Source organism: Streptomyces sp. NPDC037290 (assembly GCF_055603245.1).
The window spans coordinates 1-12,461 of the sequence record NZ_JBVJVZ010000018.1; the positions used below are offsets into that span (position 1 = coordinate 1).

The window sequence follows — 12,461 nt, forward strand, 5'->3', positions numbered from 1 at the left end:
CTCCACCGGGAACTGCGGCGGACGGGACATCAGCCTCTCCTACATGCTCACGGGGCTCAAACAAACCCCTGTGCCAGAAAGTCTGACGCGCGACAACCCCTCCGAACCCCGCTCAACCTGACAAAGCCGGTGCAGGATGTGCCCCAGCGATTCTTGGCGGTCGCAGCCGATGCCGCGCAGCTGGCTCATGGTGATCGCTGCGCACAAGACGCGAGCGGTGACATCGCCCGTGATCATGGTGGTGCTGCCGTTGAGCAGGGGGAAGGGCGTCCGCCGTGAGGCGGCTGACTCCCCATCCGCAGGGGACGTTTCGATTCTAGAACCATGAACCTTTCACGTAGGATTCCTGTCGGATGTGTGGGATGTCCACATGGCCTCACGAGGCCAAGGCGGCAAGACTGAGCATCTAGATCAGAATGAATTTCCATGGACCTATTTTCCGGTGCCCGGGCACATGGGGCTTCGCATGCTGACTGGGCGTCATCCCGTAGGAACGAGAATTAGGACTCGTATGACAGTTCACCGCCTGCCGTTTGGACGCTCTGCCGGGCAGGCTGAGCGAGTACGGCGTGTATAGGGGGGTCGGCGTCAGTTGTTGTCGTTCCGGTCTCGACGAAGCTGCGAACCATACGCGTAGCAGCAGCGCTGGTACCAACCAATTCAGCGAAGGGAGTCATGGTTTGCCGGATGACTTAGACGAAGGAGGGCGTTCTGTTCTTTTGGCCATCAGGAAGCACTCATGGGCCGGATATCAGGATTTTGAGCTTCAGGAGATCGCTGATACTGCGGGCCTAAAAATCACAGAAGTGGTCAGAGTGGCCGAGGCATTGGAGAGGCTTGGTTACTTAAAATTGATAAGAGATTTTGGGCCGGGCGCCACGTGGGTGATCCTTGAGAGGGACATTAGCGATGAAACCCGAAGAGCCGTCGGGGATTGGTCTTGAGGGCGTTCCGGGCTTGTCACGTTGTCGATGGTGCAGGCGAGTTGGGGCGCGCTCGGGTGGTGGCGGTGGCGCCGTCAGGCGGTCGTGGCCAGGAGGGTGGTGCCGGTGATCCGGTGCCAGACGGTGTGGCGGTTGGTCATCTCGGTGCGGTAGTCGGAGGCAGACATCAGATGGCGGCGGGGGCGGACTCCGGTCATGCCCAGCGACGCGAGAATCTGCTCCAGCGCCGGAACGTCGTACTCGTCCACCAGCTTGCGGGCCGCGGTGGTCAATTCCGACACGGCCAGCGGTCGCAGGCGCGTGAGAACGTAGCGGAACTTGCTCCTGAAGGCTTCGTCTTCTTCACCCAGCGCGAGCCCCAGACGCACGCACTCAGCCGGAACCTCGTACGACTTCAACTCGGCTACAGGGCTGGCTATAGCGGGACGCAGCGTTTCCGGTTTGACCGCATCTCCCATGGCCGGAGACTACTGGCCCGCGTCCCGACGATCGACCGCGTCTTGAGCTGACGCCACGGGTGGCGGAATGGCAGAATGCCGCGGCAACGGGACCTCCGGTGCGACGATCTCTGGGCTCGTCACCACAGGGATCTACCAAGGGTCCCGTCCTCTCGTTCATGAACTTGACAAGACGCCCGACGGCATAACACAACGGTGTTGCACGACAAGGGACACGACCAGCAACTGGCCACCGTCGGCGCCAAGCGCGAAGACCAAGCACATTGCGGATGACGCGGCTCGGACGACTGCGCCGAGAGGGTGCGCACGGCGCTACGGGTGAGGATGCGGCCGACTCGCGATCATAAACCACCCGCCGACTAGGCTAGGGCCTGTCCGGCGGATCATCGTGGGGCATCATGAGCGACGTGGAGTCGCCGCAGCCTGATGACCTCATTGCTCGTCTGACACAGATGGAAAGACCAGTTGACGTTGTTCAGACCGGGGCCAGGTGTCTGGCACTGATGCTCGACGGGTTCAACTGGGTCAGTTCCCGGCACTCACTGGAGCGGCGTGGGGCGGGGCGCCGTGAGGTGATCACAGTTGGAGAAGAGCAAGTGGAACCGGTCGGGACATTCGATCCAGTTCATCGTGGCGAGCCTGACCGTTTTCGATGACGGCCTGGCTGCATGGCGTCGGGCCAACCCAGAGCTGACCGTCCGCCGTCCCGAATCCGTCGAGGCGATCGTCTGCGGCTCCAGCTTCCTGGACATGTCCGGCGAGTACGTCGTGGTGCTTACCCGTCCCGAGGAGCACTGGGCGAGGTTGGAGCGGTGCGCCACCCACCTTCGCAGCACCGCGCTCCCGTGGTTTGCTGGCTCAGCCGATCCCGAACAGCTTCCGCAGACAGTTCCTGACGCACTACTCACCGCATGGGGCTTCGCCCAGGACCTGATCGAGTTCCTCGTCAGCTCCGGTCATCAAGCGCAGGCACATGAGCTGTGGAAGCGCGTCCTGGAACGCAACCCAGCCCATCAGCAAGCGTTCACCGCAGGCCAGGCATGGCTCGCGTAGGAGAGAGGCCACGCTGGCACACGCCCGAGGCCCTCGGGTGGAGTGCTTCGGTCCTGCGCCTGCGGTAGGGCGCCGCAAGCGGCATGTCACTGCCTGATCCAAAGGCGGATCGACGCGGCGGTCACTGTGCCGGCGAAAACGTAGACGCGCTTGTCGTAGCGCGTCGCCACCGCTCTGGAATGCTTGACCTTGTTGATCATGCGCTCGACCTCGTTCCGGCGCTTGTACTTCTCCTTGTCGAAGCTGACGGGCCGGCCTCCTTTGCTGCCGCGGCGCTGGCGGTGACCGCGCTGGTCCCTCGGCTCGGGATGGTGTGCTTGATCTGGCGCCGGCGCACGTAGCGGCGGTTGCGGCGGGAGCTATATGCCTTATCGCCGCCCAAGTGGTCGGGGCGTGTGCGGGGATGGCCGCCGCCGGGCCGCTTGACCCGGATGCGCTCCAGGACCGGAATCAACTGTGGGCTATCGCCCCACTGGCCGGGGGTGATCAACAGGGCCAGCGGTCGGCGGCCGCCCTCCCCGGCTAGGTGGATCTTGCAGGTTAGGCCGCCTCGGGAGCGGCCCAGTCCCTCGTCGGGGCGGTGCTGCCGAGGGATCGATCTCCGTTTGGGGACCCGAGGCGCCTTGCGCGGTGCTCCCGCGGCGTGCTGGCGGGCCCGACACACGCCCGAACCGCTCCGGCAGGTCCCGCCACGGGATGCCGGTGCGGACCCGGAACAGGATCCCGTTGATCACCGTCCTGTGGTCGTTCCATCGCCTGCCCCGGCGACCGGAGTTCGGCAGATACGGCGCGATCCGCGCCCACTCGTCGTCTGTCAGATCACCCCGCCCCACGAGGGAAACGATGATCCCTAAGGAACAGGGCCCCTTCGGTCGCCGGTGTGCTGAGTGGAATCACCACGCCAACGACGAGGGGCCCTGCCTCGTCACCACGCCCGCTGATCAGCCCATTTCACCCGCCAGCACAGGATGAAAGAGGTTCAGTCAGGATCGACAGCACGATCCGTGCTTTCTCGTCGGTCGGCAATGCCGGCGGCCTCACCATGAACGATCAGACTCCTTCACACAGCAGGGCCCCCAAGAAACGAGTCCTGCCACAAAGTCTGACGCGCGACATCAGTAGACACCTCCATCGCATCACCGATTTAGGCGATGCGATCGTCACACAGGAATGGGTGCAGGCCTCTTATGCGTGGATCCCCCCGTCCGGATGGAAGATCTATTCTAAGGAGTGACCAGTGGGTCAACAGATATCGGCGTATCCGAGGTGGGCTGGCCAGCACAGGGGAGGCGTGGGCCGGGGCAGGCGCAGCCATCAGCATCAGCTGCTGTCGAGACTCGAGCAGGTGGCACACGGCCGGCTACCCGCGAGCTGGAATCGACTGGGTCCTTGTTGACGTGCGGCCCTGCCGGGCGAGCTGATCGCGAAGTTGCACACGTGTTCGCCTGACCCAGCAGCGGATGGGCAACACATCCGCTACCTCTTTCCTTTAAGTTCGGATCGGCACATCTCATTGTCGGGGACTATCCGTTATCACCTGGTGCACAAGGCCAGGATACGGGTCCGCGGCGACCTTGTGGTGAAATTCTGCAGGCTCGTCGCCGCGAAGATCAATGCACAAAGTCCAAGGCGCGAATCAAATAGCGAGACGTGGAGGCTGAAATGTCACAGAGTAACGAGACCAAGGATCAAAGAAACATGCCAATTAATCGCCGCCGTGCGATCGCACTGACGGGCACTTCACTTGCGGGCGGCGCCGCTTTATCGGCCGTATCTATTACTCATCCCTCGCGAGCGGCAGCGGCATCGGCCTTGCCTGCGGTAAATGGAGTGTTCAATGTCAAGAACTACGGCGCAGTGGGCGACGGGACGACGGACGACACAGCCGCAATCAAATCTGCTCTCGCGGTTGCCGTAGCGGCGGGCGGCGGTATCGTATACCTACCCACGGGTGTGTATTTGGTCACCACCCAGATTCGGGTCAACACCCGTGGGATCACGTTCCAGGGTGACGGCCAGTCCGCCTCGGTGATTCTCGTCGATGCTTCCTTCGCTAACGGCGATGTATTCTATTTCGACCAGAGCTACGCTTCCGACCCGCACGGATTGAACCTGCTTGTCTCCAGCAGCGGTGGTGTTCAACGCCTCGCGATTATCTCCAAAGTAGTACGCACTGGCGGTGCGGCGATCCATTTCTACAATGCGAGCAACGTCCATGTCGAGGATGTTGATATGGCATCACAGTACATCGGAATCCAGGTCGACGGAAATGGCGCCATTCATTTCATCAACCGCGGATACTATGTGAACTTCGCCCATGATGGTACCGGAATCTGGGTGAACGGCGGTAATGACACCTACATCAACAATATCGTGATGGACACGGCAACTTCCGCAGGCCTGAGGATCACTCAGACCGGGGCCGTCTGGGCAGACAACTGCGACTTCATCCACGCCCAGAATAACTTCCTCATCGACACGCCGAGTGGCGGATCAATTACATGGTGCTTCTTCAGTAATTGTGCCTTCGACACCGCCTATTCGCGAAACATGCTGATTCTCCCTAGTGCTGGCGCAACGGTCCGGGGGCTGACGTTCGTCAACTGCTGGTCATCGACTACCCAGCAGTATGACGGTTGTTACGTTGGCGGCCCCGTGGACGGTTGTGAATTCATCGGGCACCGATTCTTCAATAATAAAGGAAACGGGCTATACGTTAACGGGCCCGCAACCAATGTGCATGTCGACTCTTGCATCGCAACCGGAAACCAGGCCGGATACGGAATGATCTTCAACGGGTCGACCGCGAACTTCGCGGTAAGGAACTGCAGAGTGGGTCCATACGGAGGACTCCCTGGGCAAACATACGGCATTGGCGTTCTCGGCGGATGCAACAATTACATCATCGCCGGAAACAACCTCATCGGCAACGGAACAGGTCTTCTCGACCAAGGGGGTCCGACCAAGGCCATCGCGAACAATCTGACTTAAGGACGCGGCAAGAGCTGGTCTTGCCGCGGCCTAAATGGCGGAGCTTATGTAAATGTCAGTGTCGCCGAGCCTGTAACTTTTGTGATACTCCGCCCAACAACGCAGCCTACTGGGTCGCCAAGGGGAATCAACAGCTTCGTTGGTCATCATTCGCCCCTCAAACCGTCCTCTTTGCACCGTGCCCGTAGATACCAGCACTACTCCAATTAGAGGACGGGTAACGACCGCAGTTGTAAACGGGATTACACTCGTTTGCCCATCGCCCCATTCGATGGTGAGCGTGCCGGAGGACGGGTTTATATTGGGGGCACACGAGAGTGTGCCGCTTCCGCTTGCTTCGTAGTGCGCCGTCTGTAGGTCGGGTAGGCATGAAAGGTCAGCGCTGCCCGCAAAGGTGACAGCTTGCGGGGTCGGGGTCAGGCCTGGATCGTAGGTCGTTGTGGAGGTTCCAGAACAAATGTACTGTGAATCGGAAACCTCATTCGGGGCGGCCTGTGCCGTAGGACTGAAACTCAGTGCGACGCCAAGCAGGAAGACTGCTCCGCCGAGCGCCGGACATGAGAAAATTCTACGGTTTAATTTACTTGAAGCATTGCTCCATGGAATTGAAGATATTGATCTCATGGGACGGTTCCATTTGCTGGAATAGGATCGCGCGATTACTTAACGCGCTTGAAGTTTACTCTGGTGAATTCCCATTTTTCGCCATTCGTTCATGGCTGCCGAGATGATTGAAATTGGATTACGTGCTTCCATCTTTCTTGGCGGCCGAGCGGAAATGTTCAACCGCTTTTTGAGCATCCCTGGACGCAATCCGTTTGGCTAGATGTACGACCTGAGCACGCGGGAGCATCATGGGGCGCACTCGGATCTGCTGCGCCCGGGCCCGGACGCGCCTTGGTACTGACGCGAGGGCCCGGCGACTCCCACGAATCCGGCGAACCTGCGCGGTCACAGCACCTGGAAAGTAGTGGTACCGCTTTGAGAAGTCAGCCCCGAGCTCGACGAGCAGGACGAAAGCGACGGAGGCGGCTCAGTAATGGTCTGGATGGCATTGTGCCCTTGGAACTTGCCCGCAGTGATGGTCCCCGTCGTCGAAATGACTTGCACACCATCGACATTCTCCACGGTCGTGGACCAATTCCAGGTACTGGTTTCTCCATCACTCCATTGCATGGGTGCTGTGCCGCTGACCGGGGGGCTCAACAGATTGAGACACGAAAGGTCGGCCGTTCCATCGAAATTCAACGTCAGCCCGAGGGTTCCCCCGCACGTGTAGCTGTCGACTCCACTGTAGTGGACGCTCTGCGAAGTCATCTTCAAGCCTGGAGAATAGCTAATGTTCTCCGAACCGCTGCACACCGCCAGCCGCGCATCACCCTGGCTACTGGCCGCAGCTGGCGTGCCCGCAGCCATCAGCGCGCAGGCCCCAATAGCCAACCCCGCCCCAAGCGACTTTCTCATATGATTACCCATAACGAAAATTCCTTCCGGTTCACTTCAAAGCGAAGACGTTGTGCGTTCCTGACGCCGCGCGTCACGTCATCTTCGAGGGATGCTTGCGGCGCAAACACACAACACTTGGAATCCAGTGCCTAGATTCAAGCTGAGCCTCATTTTTCCCCAGGGCAAGGCGTACGACGTAGCGCACAGGAGTGATTGGCGCTCTAAGGGGGCGCGAGTTGCCCACCGTGCGCTGCGTGAACCGTGTCAGCAGCCTCCTTGGACAGGACAGCTAGCGCGCCTCCGGGCGCTTCAACCCACCTGGAAGGGCTGACCGTCGCCCACGCGCGCTCCCACGGCTCTCCCATGCAGTACGAGCGCGCGCGAGGAAGGCAATCCAGCGGCGCGGGCAAGCCCCGTCTCCCGGCGTGGATTGCAGTCCGGAGCCGCCTTCCGCCGCCTTCCAAGGAAGCGCGTACGGTCGTGCGTGCTGCCCGACGCACGGTACCCGGGAGTGCAGCTCACCTGTTTCATGGACCGCGACGGGCCAATCCAGCCCGAGTCATGACGTCTGGCTGTCGCCCAGGCGCGTGCCACCTACGCGCCGCTGCCCCGCCGTTCATCTATGCAGGCATCATCCCGACGCCGGATCAGACCTGCCCTGGCGGAAATTTTCGTCCGGGAAGGTCACGCGACATGTTGGTACTTGTGGAGGATGCCGCCAAGGCGGTCTCGTCTACGTACATCGAGGCGAACTGTCTCGTCCGGATCCGTGATGGGCGCGGGTGAGGAGCGCAGCCGTCGGGCGTTGGCGATGCCCTGGTGAGGCCGGTGGGAGTAGTAGAAGTCGTCGAACTCGCGCAGGGCGTGGAGCAGGTGTCCCTGGTTCCAGATCAGGGTGCGGCCCAGCAGCTCGCGCCGGCAGGTCTGCACCGAGCGTTCCGTGATCGCGTTCATGCGGGGTACCCGAACCCCGGTGAGTACGACCTCGACGTCTGCGTCCTTCCGGACGTTGTCGAACAGGGTGTGGAACTTGCCGTCCCGGCCCCGGATCAGGAACCGGGCGTGGAAGCCGGCGTCCTCGAGGTCCATGACCAGGTTCTTCGCGGCCTGTGCCAGCCAGGTTGCGGTTGGGTGCGCGGTCGTGCCCCGGACCCGGATCCGCCGGCTGGCGTGCTCGATCACCGCGAAGGCGTACAGCCGGGCCCCGGCCAGGTTGACCGTTTCGAAGAGTCGCAGACGAGCAGTCTCGGCCTGGGAGCGCAGGAAGTTTGCCCACGTACTCGAGCCCCGTGCCAAAGGGTCGGTCGTTCGAGGCAAACGTCACCCGGTCCGTACCGAGCGAGGCAAACGTCACCCGGTCCGTACCGAGCTGCCGCTCAAGGACCGTGATCTGGTCACGTATTGGCGTTGCCCCAAGGCCGGGAAATTAGCGTTTTCGCAGGTCACACGAGTCGAGATGGAGACCATGGTGTTGCGGCGCAGAGGCCGGGGCCGAGCTTGTGGATGAGGCCGCTGGCGGCCCACCGATTCAATTGTCTGCACGTGGTCTCCAGGGTGACGTCGCCGAAGTGGGCGGCGATTTCACGGGGTTGCCACAGACCTGTGGGGTCTTCCTGGAGGAGTGCCAGGATGCGGTGTCGGCGCCGCGCGGCAGGGCTGGCGTGCCGGTCGTCCCGGGAGGCGGTGGGTAGCGCGGGTGACAGATCCACGGGTGCGAGGACGGTGACGTCGAGGCGGGTGACGGAGCAGCTGGAATCGGGTCGGCCGTCGGCATGGCTCTGGCTGTATCGGGACATCGGTGCCTTGACCTTGCGGGTGCTGACCCGTTGTCGCCTGGGCGGGAGCAGGCCGGTCAGGATGCGGCGGCCGGTCGTCCCGAGGAGAGTGTCCCGATCGGTGTCCGCGGTGACGATGCCGGTGGCCTGGATCACCTGGTCGCGGGCGGTTTGGAGCACGATACTGAAACAACAGCAGTACGGGTCGGTCCCGGGAGGGACTCGGCGGCGTCGACCATCACGGTGTGCAGGGCCTGGTAGAGCGTGAGCAGGGCCCACATCTCCTGCTCGATGCCGGCCGGGTCGCCTGAGCGCAGGTTGCGCCCGTTCATGATCGTGAGGCGGAGCGTCTAGGGCGTGTGTCGAAAGTGGATCAAGGTAGTGGTTGAGCAATCGCGGCGGAGTGAGGCGATCTCGGCTCGATCTGGCTTACGTGCACCCCATCCGACGGGCCACGCTCCCAATCCGGCACAAAATGCCTGATCACACAGGGGGTGCGGGTGTTATCGTCCCTTGCATGGCTGAACTGATCGCTCCCACGGGACGGCTGCATTCCTCGTGGCTCGCGGCACGTGACGAGTGGCAGCCTGGTGCTCACCAGGACGGGGCTGGCCTGCGTCTGATTGGTGACGATGACCTTGACAGCCCGGAAGGGTTCGCCTCCTGGGTCCAGCGGCTGCGACAGCAATCGGACCGGTCGCTGCCTGTCGGGGAAGGACGCGTCCACGCCACCCACTGGTGGATCGTCGATGGCGAGACCTACCTCGGGGCCATCGATCTTCGGCACTATCTGAACGCCTTTCTATTGGAAGGCGGCGGACATATCGGCTACAGCGTTCGGCCTTCTGCCAGGAGACGCGGACTGGCCTCGTGGGCGCTGGGAGCGGTTCTACTCAAGGCGCCGGCGCTCGGTCTGGACCGGGTCCTCCTCACCTGTGACGACGGCAACGTCGGCTCGGCGCGCACCATCGAGAGCAATGGTGGCGTCCTCGAAGATGTGCGCAGCACCGAAACCGGGGTCAAGCGCCGCTACTGGATCACTCTCGACGACGCTGGTCACAGCCACTCATTGATGGCCGCGACGAGGACGGTCGCCTCGTAGCGGACCGCGAGCTTGTCGTACCTCGTGGCCACGGCGCGGTGTCTTTTGAGGCGATTGATGCCGCACTCGACCGCGTGTCTCGCCCTGTAGTCCGCGGAGTCGAACTTCGGCGGACGGCCGCCGAGCGAGCCACGCTTCTTGCGGTTGCGGGCCTGCTCGGCCTTGTCCGGGATGGTGCAGCGGATGCCGCGCCGCCGGAGGTAGGCGCGGTTCTTCCGGGAGGCGTACGCCTTGTCCGCGCGCACCCGCCTCGGCAGGGTGCGCGGCCTGCCCGACCCCAGGCGGGGCACCCTGATGCGGCCCAGGACGGCCTCGAACTGCGGGGAGTCCCCGCGCTGCCCGGCGGTGATCACGATGGACATGGGTTTCTGCCCCTGCTCGACACCCAGGTGCAACTTGGTGGTCAGCCCGCCGCGCGAGCGTCCGAGCCCGTGGTCGTCCGGCTCAACGGCGACGCCGCCGGGCGGCTCCTTCTGAAGGTCCCCCCTTTGCGCGCCCCGGCGGCGTGCTGGTGGACCCGCACGATCGTCGAGTCGACGTTGATGTCCCAGGTGATCAGGTCCTTCGCATCCGCCCGGCTCTGCAGGGCGGTGAAGACCTGGTGCCACGTTCCGTCTCGCTGCCAGCGGCGGAAAAGGTCGTACACCCGACCCCACGGCCCGTAGTCTGCGGGCACGTCCCGCCAGGGGACGCCGGTGCGGACCCGGAATCGTATGCCGTCGATCAGTTGCCGCCGGGTCCATATCGGCGGCCGGCCGGGCTTCTTGCCCCTCGGCAACAGCGGCTCCAAAGCCGCCCATTGTTCATCCGTCAGCTCTCCACGCGCCACAAATCAAGATCATCTCACGACCAAGATCTACTTTCGACACACGCCCTAGGGCGATTCCCGCAGGATCGTTTCGGCAGAGTGTTTCCTGGCATGGCGAGCAAGACGGTCGAGGCTGTGCTGTTTCCCGGGATCGATGTGCGAGTGGAGCGCATCAGCGACTCCTCCGACGTCCTTGTGGTGGAGGCGGTGTCCACCACTCGTCCGGGCCGGTGCCCGGACTGCCGGAAACAAGCGAGGCGCATACACAGCACGCACCAACGCACCCTGGATGAAAGGCCGTTGGGCTCTCGCCGGGTCATAGTCCGGCTGCGGGTCCGCCGGTACTTCTGTGATCGGAAGAGCTGTCCCCGCAAGACGTTCGTCGAGCAGGTGCCGGGCCTGTCCGAGCGGCACCGCCGCTCCAGCACCGGGCTGACGGGCTGGCTGCGGTCGATGGCGATCGAACTCGGCGGACGTCCGGCCGCGCGGCTGTGCCGCCGCCTGCGGCTGGCTGCGCGCAAGACCCGGCTGCTCAGGCTGCTGACGGCGCCGACGGTGCCGGACCGTCCGGGTGTCGGCGCTGGCGGAGCTGTGACGGTGGCCGGAGCAACCGTGCCAGTCCAGGACCATGGCAGTGGCATAGTCCGGCACTGGCCCACCGCCGCACGGCTCGTGGACTGGCCGCCAGGGCGGCGGCAAAGCGGGCTCCGAGGGCCAGCCGTGCGTCGAACACGCTGGCGGCTGACTCGGCGGCTGACAGCGCGGTGGTCACCCGCCACGCCGACCGGCAGCAGGCCGAGGAACTTCAGGCCCTTCAGGCGGGAGCGCAGCGGGTCGGGACGGGCGTGGCGGGGCACGGCGAAGATCTCGTTCAGGGCGTGCTGTGCGGCCTGGGCGGTGCCGAGCGCCCCGTACAGGCTGCCAGCGATGCCCACACCGGCGCGAGCGCCGGTCACCCGGTCCGGCCGGAGACCATCTGCGTGCCCAGCGCCGTGAAGGCGCGTATCTTGGCGGTTTCCGCGTCCGCACGCCACACCAGCGCGCCGCTGGCCGGGGGTAGGCCGGTCAACGGACGGTGGACCACTCCGGGGTGCGCGTAAGTCTGGAAGAGCCCCTCGTGGGTGGTCCACACGCGTTCCCCGGTGGCGACCCGGTGCAGTGCCTCCTGATAGGTGCGGCCGCCCGGACCGCGGCGCAGGGGCTGGCCCAGCGGGGTGAAGGGCGGGCAGAAGCCGTGCCGCAGGGCCTCGGGCAGTTCGGCGGGGCCGTCGAGCAGCACCCAGTCCGCCAGGTCCTCGATATCTACCGAGTCCCGCCGCGCCAGCAGGTGGTCGCGGGCCACGGCCAGCACGCGGGCATGAGACACCAGGACCGTCCCCACCTTCAGGTCCGGTTCGTCCAGTGGCAGCAGGGTGAACACGACGTCCATCTCGCCTTTGCGCAGCGGTCCGTAGGGGTCGGTCCAGGGCACTTCCGCAACCGTGATCTCGCAGGCCGGGTGCCGACGGCCGAAGTCGAGCATCAGCTCGGTGAGCGGCGGCCCGTTGAGGCAGCCGAGGAAGCCGACGCAGAGCGTGCCAGTCACGCCCTGGGCGATCGCGCATGCCTCGTCATAGCTGTTTCTGAGACTTGTGTAGGCCGCGCCGAGGGTGTGCCGGGTGTGCTCACCCAGCGGGGTCAGGGCGACTCGGCGGCTGGTGCGGGTGAACAGCGGTGCGCCGATCCGGCGTTCCAGCGACCGGATCAGCTGGCTGACCCGGGACTGGGACAGCAGCAACCGCTCGGCGGTACGGCCGAAGTGCAGTTCCTCCGACAGCGTGAGGAAGGCCTCGATCTCCGTCAGGTCCACTCCACTGCCCCCTGATCAATGAGTGTGGCTGATGG

At 63.9% G+C, this 12,461-nt stretch carries 11 protein-coding genes and 1 pseudogene; 4 read left to right on the forward strand and 8 right to left on the reverse strand.

Annotated elements, in window-relative coordinates; translation table 11 throughout:
• Positions 1 to 1,018: 1,018 nt before the first annotated feature.
• Entirely contained in the window at positions 1,019 to 1,402 is a 384-nt protein-coding gene (locus ACZ7HQ_RS36515; protein ID WP_470999432.1) for a hypothetical protein, read from the reverse strand.
• Between the two features lie 582 nt (positions 1,403 to 1,984).
• On the opposite strand from ACZ7HQ_RS36515, the gene ACZ7HQ_RS36520 reads away from it, so the two are divergent.
• Positions 1,985 to 2,455, forward strand: coding sequence for a hypothetical protein (locus tag ACZ7HQ_RS36520; protein WP_470999434.1), 471 nt, complete (start codon positions 1,985 to 1,987; stop codon positions 2,453 to 2,455).
• Between the two features lie 86 nt (positions 2,456 to 2,541).
• Here the strand turns inward: ACZ7HQ_RS36520 and ACZ7HQ_RS36525 are convergent.
• Positions 2,542 to 3,288, reverse strand: a pseudogene (locus ACZ7HQ_RS36525) (IS5 family transposase).
• Positions 3,289 to 4,117: 829 nt separating this feature from the next.
• On the opposite strand from ACZ7HQ_RS36525, the gene ACZ7HQ_RS36530 reads away from it, so the two are divergent.
• Positions 4,118 to 5,446, forward strand: a complete 1,329-nt coding sequence (locus ACZ7HQ_RS36530) for a right-handed parallel beta-helix repeat-containing protein (RefSeq protein WP_470999436.1) — start codon at positions 4,118 to 4,120, stop codon at positions 5,444 to 5,446.
• A 951-nt stretch (positions 5,447 to 6,397) separates the two neighbouring features.
• On the opposite strand, the gene ACZ7HQ_RS36535 is transcribed toward ACZ7HQ_RS36530, so the two are convergent.
• The 4 genes from ACZ7HQ_RS36535 to ACZ7HQ_RS36550 form a co-directional block, all read right to left on the reverse strand.
• On the reverse strand, positions 6,398 to 6,910 hold the full coding sequence (locus tag ACZ7HQ_RS36535) for a hypothetical protein (protein WP_470999438.1): 513 nt from the start codon (positions 6,908 to 6,910) through the stop codon (positions 6,398 to 6,400).
• Positions 6,911 to 7,576: 666 nt separating this feature from the next.
• Positions 7,577 to 8,188, reverse strand: coding sequence for an integrase core domain-containing protein (locus ACZ7HQ_RS36540; protein ID WP_470999440.1), 612 nt, complete (start codon positions 8,186 to 8,188; stop codon positions 7,577 to 7,579).
• A 146-nt stretch (positions 8,189 to 8,334) separates the two neighbouring features.
• Positions 8,335 to 8,847, reverse strand: a complete 513-nt coding sequence (locus ACZ7HQ_RS36545; RefSeq protein WP_470999442.1) for a hypothetical protein — start codon at positions 8,845 to 8,847, stop codon at positions 8,335 to 8,337.
• Positions 8,820 to 8,999: a hypothetical protein gene (locus tag ACZ7HQ_RS36550; RefSeq protein ID WP_470999445.1), complete on the reverse strand. Its 180-nt coding sequence runs from the start codon at positions 8,997 to 8,999 to the stop codon at positions 8,820 to 8,822. The genes ACZ7HQ_RS36545 and ACZ7HQ_RS36550 overlap by 28 nt, the downstream gene beginning before the upstream one ends.
• Before the next feature lie 185 nt (positions 9,000 to 9,184).
• On the opposite strand from ACZ7HQ_RS36550, the gene ACZ7HQ_RS36555 reads away from it, so the two are divergent.
• Entirely contained in the window at positions 9,185 to 9,769 is a 585-nt protein-coding gene (locus ACZ7HQ_RS36555) for a GNAT family N-acetyltransferase (protein ID WP_351623449.1), read from the forward strand.
• Here ACZ7HQ_RS36555 and ACZ7HQ_RS36560 read toward each other — a convergent pair.
• Positions 9,724 to 10,598, reverse strand: a protein-coding gene (locus ACZ7HQ_RS36560) for an IS5 family transposase (RefSeq protein ID WP_470999450.1) whose coding sequence is annotated in 2 segments (ribosomal slippage) — positions 9,724 to 10,247 and positions 10,247 to 10,598 — 876 coding nt in all. Because the reading frame shifts where the segments join, the coding sequence is not laid out codon by codon here. The genes ACZ7HQ_RS36555 and ACZ7HQ_RS36560 overlap by 46 nt on opposite strands.
• A gap of 90 nt (positions 10,599 to 10,688) precedes the next feature.
• Between ACZ7HQ_RS36560 and ACZ7HQ_RS36565 the strand changes: the two genes are divergently transcribed.
• The gene (locus ACZ7HQ_RS36565) at positions 10,689 to 11,573 is read left to right on the forward strand and encodes a transposase family protein (protein WP_470999452.1); all 885 of its coding nucleotides are present in this window, start codon (positions 10,689 to 10,691) and stop codon (positions 11,571 to 11,573) included.
• Here the strand turns inward: ACZ7HQ_RS36565 and ACZ7HQ_RS36570 are convergent.
• Positions 11,530 to 12,426: a LysR family transcriptional regulator gene (locus ACZ7HQ_RS36570; RefSeq protein ID WP_470999454.1), complete on the reverse strand. Its 897-nt coding sequence runs from the start codon at positions 12,424 to 12,426 to the stop codon at positions 11,530 to 11,532. The two genes, ACZ7HQ_RS36565 and ACZ7HQ_RS36570, sit on opposite strands and share 44 nt — an antisense overlap.
• Between the last annotated feature and the right edge of the window lie 35 nt (positions 12,427 to 12,461).

Excerpts from the sequence above, each read along its gene's own strand:
- ACZ7HQ_RS36515 (WP_470999432.1), bottom strand. The coding sequence starts at position 1,402 with ATGGGAGATGCGGTCAAACCGGAAACGCTGCGTCCCGCTATAGCCAGC.
- ACZ7HQ_RS36565 (WP_470999452.1), top strand. The coding sequence starts at position 10,689 with ATGGCGAGCAAGACGGTCGAGGCTGTGCTGTTTCCCGGGATCGATGTG.
- ACZ7HQ_RS36530 (WP_470999436.1), top strand. The coding sequence starts at position 4,118 with ATGTCACAGAGTAACGAGACCAAGGATCAAAGAAACATGCCAATTAAT.
- ACZ7HQ_RS36555 (WP_351623449.1), top strand. The coding sequence starts at position 9,185 with ATGGCTGAACTGATCGCTCCCACGGGACGGCTGCATTCCTCGTGGCTC.
- ACZ7HQ_RS36535 (WP_470999438.1), bottom strand. The coding sequence starts at position 6,910 with ATGAGAAAGTCGCTTGGGGCGGGGTTGGCTATTGGGGCCTGCGCGCTG.
- ACZ7HQ_RS36550 (WP_470999445.1), bottom strand. The coding sequence starts at position 8,999 with ATGAACGGGCGCAACCTGCGCTCAGGCGACCCGGCCGGCATCGAGCAG.